Source organism: Gemmobacter lutimaris (assembly GCF_003570715.1).
GTDB classification, from domain to species: Bacteria; Pseudomonadota; Alphaproteobacteria; order Rhodobacterales; family Rhodobacteraceae; genus Gemmobacter; species Gemmobacter lutimaris.
The window spans coordinates 38,225-50,788 of sequence record NZ_QXXQ01000005.1; the positions used below are offsets into that span (position 1 = coordinate 38,225).

Annotated in this window: 10 protein-coding genes; 1 reads left to right on the forward strand and 9 read right to left on the reverse strand. The window is 65.0% G+C overall.

What is annotated here, in order from left to right:
* The first annotated feature begins 40 nt into the window (after nucleotides 1–40).
* Nucleotides 41–1,096 (forward strand): calcium-binding protein, encoded by a 1,056-nt coding sequence (locus D2N39_RS10440; protein WP_147373467.1) that lies wholly within the window; start codon nucleotides 41–43, stop codon nucleotides 1,094–1,096.
* Between the two features lie 55 nt (nucleotides 1,097–1,151).
* Here D2N39_RS10440 and D2N39_RS10445 read toward each other — a convergent pair whose 3' ends face one another.
* The 9 genes from D2N39_RS10445 to D2N39_RS10485 all read right to left on the reverse strand — a co-directional run bounded on the left by D2N39_RS10445 (nucleotide 1,152) and on the right by D2N39_RS10485 (nucleotide 12,459).
* A complete protein-coding gene (locus D2N39_RS10445) occupies nucleotides 1,152–4,346 on the reverse strand; it encodes an efflux RND transporter permease subunit (RefSeq protein ID WP_119134732.1) in 3,195 nt (1,064 codons plus the stop codon).
* Nucleotides 4,343–5,305: an efflux RND transporter periplasmic adaptor subunit gene (locus tag D2N39_RS10450; RefSeq protein WP_407645563.1), complete on the reverse strand. Its 963-nt coding sequence runs from the start codon at nucleotides 5,303–5,305 to the stop codon at nucleotides 4,343–4,345. The genes D2N39_RS10445 and D2N39_RS10450 overlap by 4 nt, the downstream gene beginning before the upstream one ends.
* A gap of 88 nt (nucleotides 5,306–5,393) precedes the next feature.
* The gene (locus tag D2N39_RS10455; RefSeq protein ID WP_119134733.1) at nucleotides 5,394–6,188 is read right to left on the reverse strand and encodes an alpha/beta hydrolase; all 795 of its coding nucleotides are present in this window, start codon (nucleotides 6,186–6,188) and stop codon (nucleotides 5,394–5,396) included.
* Nucleotides 6,189–6,298: 110 nt separating this feature from the next.
* Complete coding sequence (gene phoB, locus D2N39_RS10460; protein WP_119134734.1) at nucleotides 6,299–6,991, reverse strand: phosphate regulon transcriptional regulator PhoB; 693 nt, start codon at nucleotides 6,989–6,991, stop codon at nucleotides 6,299–6,301.
* A 3-nt stretch (nucleotides 6,992–6,994) separates the two neighbouring features.
* A complete protein-coding gene (gene phoU, locus D2N39_RS10465) occupies nucleotides 6,995–7,711 on the reverse strand; it encodes a phosphate signaling complex protein PhoU (protein WP_119134735.1) in 717 nt (238 codons plus the stop codon).
* An 11-nt stretch (nucleotides 7,712–7,722) separates the two neighbouring features.
* Nucleotides 7,723–8,520 carry a phosphate ABC transporter ATP-binding protein PstB gene (gene pstB / locus D2N39_RS10470; RefSeq protein ID WP_119134736.1) on the reverse strand — a complete coding sequence of 266 codons (798 nt, stop codon included), beginning with the start codon at nucleotides 8,518–8,520 and terminating at the stop codon, nucleotides 7,723–7,725.
* Between the two features lie 12 nt (nucleotides 8,521–8,532).
* Entirely contained in the window at nucleotides 8,533–9,888 is a 1,356-nt protein-coding gene (pstA, locus tag D2N39_RS10475) for a phosphate ABC transporter permease PstA (RefSeq protein WP_119134737.1), read from the reverse strand.
* Nucleotides 9,885–11,345 carry a phosphate ABC transporter permease subunit PstC gene (gene pstC, locus D2N39_RS10480; protein ID WP_119134738.1) on the reverse strand — a complete coding sequence of 487 codons (1,461 nt, stop codon included), beginning with the start codon at nucleotides 11,343–11,345 and terminating at the stop codon, nucleotides 9,885–9,887. The genes pstA and pstC overlap by 4 nt, the downstream gene beginning before the upstream one ends.
* 79 nt (nucleotides 11,346–11,424) lie before the next feature.
* Nucleotides 11,425–12,459, reverse strand: coding sequence for a substrate-binding domain-containing protein (locus D2N39_RS10485; RefSeq protein WP_119134739.1), 1,035 nt, complete (start codon nucleotides 12,457–12,459; stop codon nucleotides 11,425–11,427).
* Between the last annotated feature and the right edge of the window lie 105 nt (nucleotides 12,460–12,564).

Consider the following 12,564-nt stretch of genomic DNA (forward strand, 5'->3'; position numbering starts at 1 on the left):
CTCGGGCTTCGACTGGGCGCTATATGCCGGATCGGTGGCGGTGAGGGTTGATCTGTCGATTGCCGCCACACAGGAAACCGGGCTGGGCCGGGATCTGCTGTCTGGTATCGAGGCGCTGCGCGGCGGATCGGGCGGGGATCGGCTGTCCGGCGATGCGGCGGCAAACCGGCTGGACGGGATGCAGGGCAATGACACGCTGATCGGGCGCGGTGGCAATGACCGTCTGCGTGGCGGTGCCGGCAATGATGTGCTGGGCGGCGGGCCGGGCGATGACCGGCTGCAAGGCGGGGCGGGCATGGATGTCGCGGTCTATTCCGGCAAGCGTGGTGTCACGGTTTCGCTGGCGCAAAAGGGCGCGCAGGATATTGCGGGCCATGGCGCCGACCGGCTGTCGAGCATCGAAGGCTTGCGTGGCGGCACCGGGGCTGACCGGCTGACCGGCAATGCGCGTGACAATCTGCTGGAGGGTGGCGCGGGTGCGGACCGGCTGATCGGGCGCACCGGCAGCGACCTGCTGATCGGTGGCAATGGCAATGATACCCTGACGGGCGGCGGCGGGGGCGATACGCTGTCCGGGGGCGGCGGTTTTGACTGGGTGATCTATACCACCCGCCGCGATGTCACGGTGAACCTGTCACTGACCCGCCCGCAATCCACCGCCGAGGGCGTCGATCTGTTGGCCGGGATCGAAGGCATTCGCAGCGCGGCGGGCGATGATCGCCTCACCGGCAACAGCGCGGCGAACTGGCTGATCGGCGGCGGCGGCGATGATCTTCTGATAGGCGGTGCAGGGCGCGATACGCTGGACGGCGGAACGGGCGACGATATCCTGATTGGCGGATCGGGCGCCGACCGCTTTGTCTTTACCGGCGGTGATGACAGCATCCGCGACTTCGACGGGCGCGAGGGAGACCGGCTGTGGCTGGACGACAGTATACTTTCAATGGTCGGGGGCAAGACTGCGGGTCAGATCGTCGCGCGCTGGGGTCATGACCTTGGCGCCTCGGTCGAGCTGGATTTCGGGCAGGCGGGCAGTATCCACATTCAGGGCATCAGCACGCTGTCGGCGCTGCGCGACTGGATCGAGGTGATCTGAGGCCATGAAAAAAGGGGGGCGCAACTGCCCCCCCTTGCCGCCACTGGTGCGGTTATCAGGTCTTGAACACGCGGTAGATCGCCGGGATCACCAGAACCGTCAGCAGGGTGGAGCTTAGCAGCCCGAACAGCAGCGAGATGGCAAGACCCTGAAAGATCGGGTCCGCAAGGATCACCACCGCCCCGATCATCGCCGCGATGGCGGTCAGCAGGATCGGCTTGAACCGGATGGCGCCCGCCTGGATCAGCAACTCCACCGGCCCCACATCGCTGGGTCCGTGGCGGATGAAATCCACCAGCAGGATCGAGTTGCGCACGATGATCCCGGCAAGGGCGATGAAGCCGATCATCGAGGTCGCGCTGAATGGTGCGTGAAAGATCAGATGCCCCGCCATGATGCCAAGGAAGGTCAGCGGGATCGGTGTCAGGATCACCAGCGGAAGCCGGAAGCTGCCGAACTGCGCCACGACGAGGATATAGATGCCCAGCAGCGCCACCGCGAAGGCCGCCCCCATGTCGCGGAAGGTGACGAAGGTGACCTCCCACTCGCCATCCCACAGCAGGGTGACATGGCTTTCATCCTCAGGCTGGCCATGCAGGCTGATCTCGGGCTTCATCCCCTCGGGCCAGTCCATCTTCTCCACCGCATCGGCGACGGCGAGCATGCCGTAAAGTGGCGCCTCGTAATCCCCGGCAAGCTCGGCCGTCACCATCTCGGCCGCGCGGCCGTTGTGGCGGAAGATCGGGAAGCTGGCCTGTTCCTCACGGATGCGGACCACATCGCCCAGTTCCACCACCCCGCGCGCGCCGGGCAGGGTGTTGGCGGGGATGGGGGTGGACAGGAAGCGTTCGTCCAGCACCCGGTCGGATTTGTCCCGCTCAATCACGATGGGCAGCGCCTGCCGCCCGTCGCCGCGATGCGAATAACCCACCGTCTGCCCGGCGTTCAGCAGCGCCAGCGTGTCGAAGACATCGCTTTCCTGCACCGAGAAGAACTCCAGATCGTCGGTCGAGATCGTGGCCCGCAGCCGCCGCGCGGCGGTGCCATAGCTGTCATCCACATCGACGATATAGGGCACCTGTTCAAAGGCGGCGCGGATCTTCGCGGCGGCCTCGCGGCGGATTTCCGGCGTCGGGCCATAGACCTCGGCCAGCAGGGTCGCCATGACCGGCGGGCCGGGCGGCGGTTCCACCGTTTTCAGCACCGTGCCCGCAGGCATGTCGATGGCGGCGAGCTTCTGGCGGATGTCCAGCGCGATGTCATGGCTGGTGCGGTCGCGGTCGCCCTTGGGCGCGAGCAGGATCTGCACCTCGCCCAGTTCAGGCGAATTGCGCACATAGGCATGGCGCACCAGACCGTTGAAGTTGAAGGGCGCCGCCGTCCCGGCATGGGTCTCGACCGAAATCACCTCGGGCAGTCCCATGACCACACGCGCCACATCCTGCGCCACGCGGTCGGTCGCCTCGTGGCTGCTGCCTTCCGGCAGGTCGATGGTGACCGACAGTTCCGACTTGTTGTCGAAGGGCAGAAGCTTCACCGTCACATCCTTGGTGTAAAGGAGTGCGAGCGAGCCGAAGGACAGCGCCGCGGTGACCAGCAGGAAGGTCAGGCTGCGCGCCTTGGTTTTGAGCAGAGGCCGCGCCACGCTGGCGAAAGCCGCGCCCAGCTTTCCGCCGGGGGTGCCGTGGCCACCTGCATCATGGCCATGCACCGGCGCCTTGCCGGCGATCTTGACCATCAGCCAGGGTGTGATGATGACGGCGACGAAGAAGGAAAAGATCATCGCGGCGGAGGCATTGGCCGGGATGGGCGACATATAGGGCCCCATCAGCCCGCTGACGAACAGCATGGGCAGCAGCGCTGCCACAACGGTCAGCGTGGCGACGATGGTGGGGTTACCCACCTCGGCCACCGCGTCGATGGCGGCCTGCGGGCGCGAGCGACCGTCCCCCATGCCCCAGTGCCGCGCGATGTTTTCGATCACCACGATGGCGTCATCGACCAGAATGCCGATGGAGAAGATCAGCGCGAACAGGCTGACGCGGTTCAGTGTGTAGCCCATGATCCATGCGGCAAACAGCGTCAGCAGGATCGTCACCGGAATGACGATGGCCACCACGATGCTTTCGCGCCAGCCGATCGCCAGGAGCACCAGCCCGATGATCGAGATGGTGGCAAGGCCAAGGTGGAACAGCAGTTCATTGGCCTTTTCATTCGCCGTCTCGCCGTAATCGCGGGTTATGGTGACCTGCACATCCTCAGGGATCAGTCGGCCTTCAAGGCTTTCGACGCGGTGCAGGATCGCCTCGGCCACCACCACGGCATTGGCGCCAGCGCGTTTCGCCACGGCCAGCGTTACGGCGGGGGCACGGTTCAGGCTGCCGTCGGCGTTGCGGGTGATATGGCTGACCAGCGTGTCGCCGGTATCGGGCACATAGGCCACATCCGCCACATCGGCCACATAGACCGGGCGGCCGTCGCGGGTGGTCAGCAAAAGGTTCGCCACTTCGGCCGGGGCGGTGAGGGTTTCCCCCGCCACAAGGTCGATCTCCTGCCCCTGATCGCGCAGCTTGCCGGTATTCATTGCCCGGTTCGCCTGCTGCACCTTGCCGACAAGCTGTTGCAGCGTCACGCCATACAGCGCCAGCCGGTCCGGGTCGGGCGCGATGCGGATGGCCTCGGTCGCCTCGCCCACCAGGTAGGTGAGGCCGACATCCTCGGTCTTGGCGACCTCGGAGCGCAGTTCGCGGGCGATGCGGGTCAGGTCGGCGGGTGTCATGGCGGCGCCCGGTTTGGGCGACAGCGTCAGTGACACGATGGCCACATCATCAATGCCGCGCCCGACCACCAGCGGTTCGGGGATGCCAACGGGGATGCGGTCCATGTTGGCACGCAGCTTTTCATGCACGCGCAGGATGGCGGAATCGGACGGCGTGCCGGTCAGGAACCGGGCCGTCACCATGGCGCCATCGTCGCGGGTCTGCGAATAGACGTGTTCGACCCCGTTGATGCCCTTGACGATGGTTTCCAGCGGTTCGGTGACCAGCTTCACCCCGTCCTCGGCCTTCAGGCCCTGTGCGGTGACCAGAATGTCGATCATCGGCACCGAAATCTGTGGCTCTTCCTCGCGCGGCAGCGAGATGAGCGCGACAAGCCCCACCGCCAGCGCGGCAAGGATGAACAGCGGCGTCAGCGCCGAGCCGATGAAGGCCCGCGTCAGGCCCCCGGCAATCCCGAGTTTCTGGCTCATTGCGCGGCTCCGATCTCGTCGCCTTCATGCAGGCCCGAGAGAATCTCGATCATCTCGGCACCGTCGATCAGGTGATGCTGGCCGGGAACGACCGTGCGGTCCTCGGTGCCTTCGGCGGTCTTCACCGTCACGAAATCAAGGCCCGAGCGGGTGGAGACCGCATCAGCAGGCACCAGAAGTGCCATGCGCTTGCCCACGGGCAGCCGCACCACGACACGGGCATCGACGAAAGTGTCGGGAAGGCCCGCGACCTCGACATCTGCCACCACGCGGCCATTTTCGATCAGCGGGTAGATGCGGGCCAGCGTGCCTTGCGATTCGCCTGCGGGCGTTTCGATGGTGATGGCGGCCCCCTGTTCCAGATGCGCGGCATGGCGTTCCGGCACGGCGATGCGCAGGAAGAAGCCGCCGCCGCCGATGGTGGCCACCGCCTCGCCCGGCATGACCACGGCACCGGCTGCCTGCGGCACCGACAGCACCCGCCCCGCCACCGGGGCGATGACGGTGCCTTCGGCCTGCTGCTGTTCCAGCACGCGGGCCTGCGCCGTCTGCGCGTCGATCTGGCCTTTCACCACATCAACCTGAGTGCGCAGCGCATCAAGCCGTTGCGCGGTGGTGACACCGCGTTTCAGCAGGTCCTCGCCGCGCTGCAATTCGGTTTCGGCGTTGGAAAGCTGGGCTTTCAGCGCCTCGATCTGCGCCTGCACGGCGGCAAGCTGGAAGTTCAGCTTGTCATCGACGATGCGGCCCAGCGGCTGACCAGCCGCAACCAGATCGCCCTCGGCCACGGTCAGTTCGACCAGCGTGCCGCCGATGCGGGCGCGGGCGGGCAGGCGGTCCTTGGCCTCGATCCGGCCGTAGACGGGTTTCCATTCAGTCACCTGCACCGGGACAAGCGGTTGGGCGGTGGCGGCGAGGGGGCTGGCCAGAAGCGTGGCGAGCAGGACAGAGCGCAGCAGCATTGGGGCCTCGGATTTCACATTCATAAAAATGAATATAATAACCGCGCCGTGATTACAACTGCCTTCTGCGGAAAATTCGCGCAGCTCAGATCCCGTCCATGCAGGCCGCGCAAAGCGCCGAAGCCGGATCGGCCAGCGCGTCGATCACATCGAAATGATGGCGGCCCGGATCGGCTGTCCATGGGCAATCCCATTCCTCGGACAGGACGCGCGCCTGCCACAGGAAGGCGGGGCGTTCCTGCGCGCCGACCCAGACATGCGCCGCCACTCCGGCGCGAAGCGGCAGGAAGGCCGGGCTTTCGGCCTGTGCTTCTTCCTGGTCCAGATGCAGGGTCTTGTTCATCGTCGTTGCCAGCAGGGGCGCCAGATCGGCCAGAGGCGAGATTGGCACGACGCGCACAAGGCCGGGCAGGGCAATGTCGGCGCAGCCCATGCGGGCCGACAGATGCCCGCCTGCGGAATGGCCGGTCACCACCATAGGCAGGCCGGGCAGTCGCGCGGCGATGGCAGAGCAGGCGGCGGCAACCTCCTGCGTCATGGTGGAAATCCGCGCCTCGGGGGCGAGCGTGTAAGAAGGCATGGCGCAGGCCCAGCCGCGCGCCAGCGCGCCCGCCGCCAGATGCGACCAGCTTTCGCGCCCGAAGACCATCCAGTAACCGCCATGGACAAAGACCAGCAGCCCGCGCGGCGTGGTTTCGGGCAGGAACAGATCGAACCGCTGGCGCGGGGCCGGGCCATAGGGCAGGCCGCATTCCGCCCGCGCGCCAAGTGCTGCGCGAAAGTCGCGGGCGGTAGCCTCCCACCGGGGCGGAAAGGCATCAGCCCCCGGAATGAAAGCCCCATTGGCATAGGCGCGGTCAGGATCGGACATCTGTGGCATTCCCTGCTGTCTTGCGCACCGATCAGGGCCGGAAAATCCACCGCTTGCAACCCGAAATGCAAAACGGGCGGCCGCCCCGCAAGGCCGCCGCCCGTTTGTTTCCCCGCCTGTCAGCCCAAGGCGTAACCCGCGCCGCGCACCGTGCGCAGCGGATCGTCGCCGCCGAACTGGCACAGCGATTTGCGCAGACGGCCGATATGCACATCCACCGTCCGGGTATCGACATAGATGTCGCGGCCCCAGACGCGGTCCAGCAGCGCCTCGCGGCTCCAGACCCGGCCGGGCTTTTCCATGAAGGTGGTCAGCAGGCGAAACTCGGTCGGGCCAAGCTTCAGCACCTTCTCCGCCCGGTAGACGCGGTGGGTTTCCGGGTCCAGCCGGATGTCATCATATTCCAGCACTACCCCGGCGGTGGAGGGGCGGACGCGGCGCAACTGCGCCCGTGCCCGCGCCATCAGTTCCAGCACGGAGTAGGGCTTGATGACGTAATCGTCGGCGCCGGTTTCCAACCCGCGCACCCGGTCCACCTCTTCGGCGCGGGCCGAAAGCAGGATGATCGGGATTGACCGGGTTTCGGGGCGGATCTTCAGCCGACGGCAAACCTCGATCCCCGAAAGGTTGGGCATCATCCAGTCGAGAATGATGATGTCGGGCTGCGCCTCGTCCACCAGCATCATGGCTTCCTCGCCATCGGCGGCCTGCACCACGCGAAAGCCTTCTGCCTCAAGGTTGTAGGCCAGAACCTCGCGCTGCGCGGGTTCGTCCTCGACCAGAAGAACGGCGGGCTGATCCTGTCCTGCCATGGCTTAGCCTGCCTCGGTCCCGATGGAAGGGATCGCGCTGTCTTTCGGACGCTCCTCGTCGGGCATGGCGCCGGTCACCAGATAGATCACCTGTTCCGCGATGCCGGTCGCATGGTCGCCCACCCGCTCGATGTTCTTGGCGATGAAATGCAGGTGCATGCAGGCCGAGATATTGCGGGTGTCTTCCAGCATATGCGTCAGGAACTCGCGGAAGATGGCATTATACATCTGGTCCACTTCCTGATCGCGCATCCGCACGTCCTGCGCCATGTGCGCGTCACGCATGATGTAGGCGTCCAGCGCGTCTTTCAGCAGCAGCACCACGGTTTTCGTCATCCGACGGATCGAGCCGGTGGCACCGGCCACCATCGCCATCTCGTTCAGAACGGGCACCCGTTTGGCGAGGTTCTTGGCATAATCGCCACAGCGTTCAAGGTTGGCGGCGATACGCATGACGGTCAGCACGGTGCGCAGGTCCGACGCGGTGGGTGCGCGCAGGGCGATCAGCCGGGCGCATTCCTCGTGGATGCGTTCTTCCAGCTCGTCGATCACCTTGTCGCCGCGCCGCACACGGGCGGCCAGTTCGACGTCGCGGGTATCCAGCGCCTCGGCCGCGTCCAGCATGGCGGCTTCGACCAGCCCGCCCATCTTCATGACCATGGCCTGCACGCCTTCAAGATCACGGTCGAAGGACGAGACGATGTGTTTTTCGGTGTTCATTGCGTCCTCCGTCAGCCGATCCGGCCGGTGATGTAGGATTCAGTCCGCGGGTCTTGCGGATTGGTGAAGATCTGGCCGGTCTCGCCGTATTCCACCAGATTGCCGAGGTGGAAGAAGGCCGTGCGCTGGCTGACGCGGGCGGCCTGCTGCATCGAGTGGGTGACGATCACCACCGAGAACTGGCTGCGCAGCTCGTCGATCAGCTCCTCGACCTGGGCGGTGGCGATGGGGTCCAGCGCCGAGCAGGGTTCGTCCATCAAGAGCACCTCGGGCGAGGTGGCGATGGCGCGGGCGATGCAAAGACGCTGTTGCTGGCCTCCCGACAGGCCGGTGCCGGGGGCGTGGAGGCGATCCTTCACCTCGTTCCACAGCGCCGCCTTCTTCAGCGAGGTTTCCACCACCTGATCCAGCTCGGCCTTGGATTTGGTCAGGCCGTGGATCTTGGGGCCGTAGGCCACGTTGTCGTAGATCGACTTGGGGAAGGGGTTCGGCTTCTGGAACACCATACCGACGCGGGCGCGCAGCGTCACCGGATCGACGGCCTTGTCATAGATGTCTTCGCCGTCGAGCTTGATCTCGCCCAGCACGCGGGCCACGGCCACGGTGTCGTTCATCCGGTTCAGGCAGCGCAGGAAGGTCGATTTCCCGCAGCCCGAGGGGCCGATGAAGGCGGTCACCGTGCCGCCGAGGATGTCGATATCGACATCCTTCAGCGCGTGGTTCTCACCGTAATAGACCTGCACGCCCCGCGCGGTCATCTTGGCGGTGTCGGTGGACACGGTTCTGTCGGCAATACGCATATCGTTCATTTGTTCAGCCCCTTACCAGCGGCGTTCGAAGCGGCGGCGCAGCAGGATGGCGACCGCGTTCATCAGAAGAAGAAAGACCAGCAGCACGATAATGGCACCGGAGGCGCGTTCCACGAAGGCCGGATCGGCGCGCTGCGTGAAGTTGTAGACCTGCACGGGCAGGGCCGAGGCCGGATCGAAGAAGCCTTCCGGCGGCGCGCCCGGAAACTCGCGCACGAAGGCCACCATGCCGATCAGCAGCAGCGGCGCGGTTTCGCCAAGCGCCTGTGCCAGACCGATGATCGTGCCGGTCAGGATGCCGGGCATGGCCAGCGGCAGGACGTGATGGGTGATCGCCTGCATCTTGGAGGCGCCGATCCCCAGCGCCGCGTCGCGGATCGAAGGCGGCACCGCCTTCAGCGCCGCACGGGTGGCGATGATGATGGTCGGCAGCGTCATCAGCGTCAGCACAAGGCCGCCCACGATGGGTGCGGATTGCGGCAGGCCCATGAAGTTAATGAAGATGGCGAGACCCAGGATACCGAAGACGATGGACGGCACGGCGGCGAGGTTCGAGATGTTCACCTCGATCAGGTCGGTCCATTTGTTCTTCGGCGCGAATTCCTCAAGATAGATCGAGGCGGCCACGCCAATGGGCAGCGCCAGCACCAGCACGATCAGCATCATATAGGCCGAACCGAGGATGGCGACACCAAGGCCCGCCGCCTCGGGGCGCAGTTCGGAGGCATCGCCGCCGAACAGGAAGCCGGAGTTGAAGGACACCGACATCAGCCCCGCCTCGCGCATCTTCAGCGCCAGTTCAAGTTGCTCGGGCGAAATGTTGCTGTCCAGTTTCGCGCTGTCCATGGTGACGCGGCCCTTGAAGAAGCCGTCCACCCGGCCATTGGCCAGAAGTTTCACATCCACCGTCTGCCCGACCATCGAAGGATCGGCCAGCACCTGATTGCGCAGGCTGGCGGCGGCTTCCTGCGACAACAGGCCGGAAATCTGCTTGGCATCCAGCCCGTCCGTGGCGATGCCCTTTTCGGCAAGCGCGGCGGTCAGGGCTTTTTCGATCACCTTGGCATAGCCGATGGTGGTGACCTTCTTCATTACCTCGATGTCGCCGGTGCCGGATTTGTCCAGCACCTTGGCATCCAGAGCGACCGGCATGGTGATGAAGGTCTGACGGAAGGCGCTCAGGCCATTGCCCAGCACCGAGGTCAGCAGCACGATCAGAGCGAGGATCGAGATGGCGATGGCGGCAGCCCCGAAAAAGCGGAAGCGGGCTTCGGAGGCATTGCGGCGGCGGGTGCGGGCATCTGCCGCATGCAGCGACTTGCGCGGTTGCGCGCCGGGCAGGCCGGTTTGCGAAGTGGCGTCGGTCATTCGTATTGCTCCCGGTATTTCCGCACGATCACCAGTGCGACGACGTTGAGCGCAAGGGTGAAGCAGAACAAGGTCAGGCCAAGGGCGAAGGCCACCAGCGTTTCAGGGCTGGCGAATTCGGTGTCGCCGGTCAGCTGGCTGACGATCTTCACCGTCACGGTGGTCATCGCCTCGAAAGGGTTGAGGTCAAGCTTGGCGGCGGCACCGGCCCCCATGACCACAATCATGGTTTCCCCGATGGCGCGGCTTGCGGCCAGCAGGATGGCGCCGACGATGCCCGGAAGCGCGGCCGGCAGGATGACCTGTTTCACCGTCTCCGACTGGGTGGCGCCCAGCCCGAACGAGCCGTCGCGCATCGACTGCGGCACGGCGTTGATGATGTCATCCGACAGGGACGAGACGAAGGGAATCAGCATGATGCCCATGACCAGACCTGCCGTCATCACCGAGGAGGAGGACGAACCAAGCCCCAGCGGCTGTGCGAACCAGTCGCGCAGGAAGGGGCCGACAGTGATCAGGGCAAAGAGACCGTAAACGATGGTCGGGATCCCGGCGAGGATCTCGATCGCGGGCTTGGCGAAGGCGCGCACCTTCTTGCCGGCATATTCCGACAGGTAGATGGCGGCCATCAGCCCGACAGGCACCGAAACCAGCAGCGCGATGAACGAGACGTAAAGCGTGCCCCAGACCAGCGGCCAAAGGCCCAGATCAGACCCGCCACGGAACTGCGGGTTCCATGTCATCGAGAAGAAGAAGTCGCGGAAGTCGTAAAGCTTGAAGAAATGCACGCTTTCGATGACCAGCGAGAAGACGATGCCGAAGGTGGTGGCAACCGCGATCAGCGAACAGCCGGCCAGCAGGACCAGCGTGAACTGTTCCACCAGATTGCGGGCGCGTTGCTTCGGGTTGATGCGCCAAAGCGCGAACAGCAGCCCGGCAACCGCCGCCAGCAGCACCGCGATGCTCATGGCAAGGCGCAATTCGCCCGAAAGGCTGCGGTATTCCTTGGCGGCATCCAGCACCGAAGGCACCACATTGGACCCCAGCGCCACGCCGACTTCGGCCAGACGGCCGCGCATGTCGGTCAGGTCGGCGCGCATGGCTTCCAGCCCGACCTCGTCCAGCCCGGCCTTGCGCGCAACGGCATCAAGGCCATCGGCGATGCGCCGCACATCGGCCATCACCAGCTGCGTGCTGCCATAGCTTGCGACATCCGCCTCGGGGACCATAGCCGAGACGTGGGAATTGAGAGCGATGGGCTGCACGAAGGCCCAGGTGACCAGCAACAGCAGTGCGGGAACCGCAGTGAAAAGAAATACGGACCAGCCATAATAGCCTGGCAAGGAATGGAGCGTGCGCGGGTCGCCCTTGACGGCGGAAAGGGCCCGCTGTCGCCCGAGGATGAACCCGAGGACCGCGAGGCCCAGCACGATGAGGGTGATAAGGCCGATGCTCATGTCGCTTTCGCCTGGCAAGAGAAAGGGTTTGGCAGGAAAACGGGGTGGCGCGGGAGCGGCGCCACCCCGGATCTTCAGATCAGTTCAGCGCGCCCATCGGGGTTTCGGCGGCCACGGCTTCCTGAGTTTTCGCCAGTTCCGGGTCCGACACGAGGCCGTAGGCCGCCAGCGGGCCTTCCGGGCCAGCCATGTCGTCCGACACGAAGAACTCGATGTATTCCTTCAGGCCGGGGATCACGCCGAGGTGGGCTTTCTTCACATAGAAGAACAGCGGGCGCGACACCGGGTATTCGCCCGAGGCGATCGATTCGGTCGAGGGAACCACGCCATCCATGGTCGCCACTTTCAGCTTGTCGGTGTTGTTCTGGTAGAACGACAGGCCAAACACGCCGATGGCATTCTTGTTGGCCGCGATGCGGGCCAGCGTTTCGGTGTAGTCGCCGTCGATGTCAACCGACAGGCCATCGGTGCGCAGCGCGAGGCAGGCTTTCTTGCCGTCCTCTTCGCCCTTGGCCGCAACCAGAGCTTCTTCGGCACCGGAAGCCTTGCAGCCCGCCTCCAGAACCTTCACGTCGAACACTTCACGGGTGCCGTGCTTGGTGCCGGGGATGAAGGCCAGGATGTCCTGTGCCGGGAAGTTGGCATTCACGTCGGCCCAGGTTTTCGCGGTGTTCGGAACCAGCTGGCCATCCTTCACGACTTCGGCGGCGAGGGCATTATACCAGTCGGCCGGGGTGAAAGCGAAGTCGGGGCCACCGATGTCGCTGGCAAAGACGATCCCGTCATAGCCAATGCGGACTTCCATGATTTCTTCGACGCCATTGGTCTTGCACAGGTCGATGTCCGACTGCTTGATGCGCGATGAGGAGTTGGCGATGTCGATGGTGTTTTCGCCCACGCCTTCGCACAGTTTCTTGCGGCCAGCGCCCGAACCGCCACCTTCGACGACCGGGGTCGGGAAGTCGAAGTTTTCGCCGAAGGCTTCGGCAACGATGGTGGCATAGGGCAGCACGGTCGAGGAACCGGCGATCTGGATATTGTCGCGGGCCATGGCGGCGGTGGCCGACACGGCGGCAATTGCGATGGTCGAGGCGGTGAGTTTCATCAGGGTCATATCCTGGCTCCTTGTTGGTCTCGTGGACCGCTAGCGGGACGCCGCTCGCGTCCTTGAGGCCGAGGTAGCGGAGCCGTGTGACTGCTATGTAAGAGTTGTGTGACA

Bases quoted from the DNA above. Each gene is read 5' to 3' on its own strand.
- D2N39_RS10445 (WP_119134732.1), bottom strand. From the start codon at position 4,346: ATGAGCCAGAAACTCGGGATTGCCGGGGGCCTGACGCGGGCCTTCATC.
- D2N39_RS10455 (WP_119134733.1), bottom strand. From the start codon at position 6,188: ATGCCACAGATGTCCGATCCTGACCGCGCCTATGCCAATGGGGCTTTC.
- phoB (WP_119134734.1), bottom strand. From the start codon at position 6,991: ATGGCAGGACAGGATCAGCCCGCCGTTCTTCTGGTCGAGGACGAACCC.
- phoU (WP_119134735.1), bottom strand. From the start codon at position 7,711: ATGAACACCGAAAAACACATCGTCTCGTCCTTCGACCGTGATCTTGAA.
- pstB (WP_119134736.1), bottom strand. From the start codon at position 8,520: ATGAACGATATGCGTATTGCCGACAGAACCGTGTCCACCGACACCGCC.
- pstA (WP_119134737.1), bottom strand. From the start codon at position 9,888: ATGACCGACGCCACTTCGCAAACCGGCCTGCCCGGCGCGCAACCGCGC.
- pstC (WP_119134738.1), bottom strand. From the start codon at position 11,345: ATGAGCATCGGCCTTATCACCCTCATCGTGCTGGGCCTCGCGGTCCTC.
- D2N39_RS10485 (WP_119134739.1), bottom strand. From the start codon at position 12,459: ATGACCCTGATGAAACTCACCGCCTCGACCATCGCAATTGCCGCCGTG.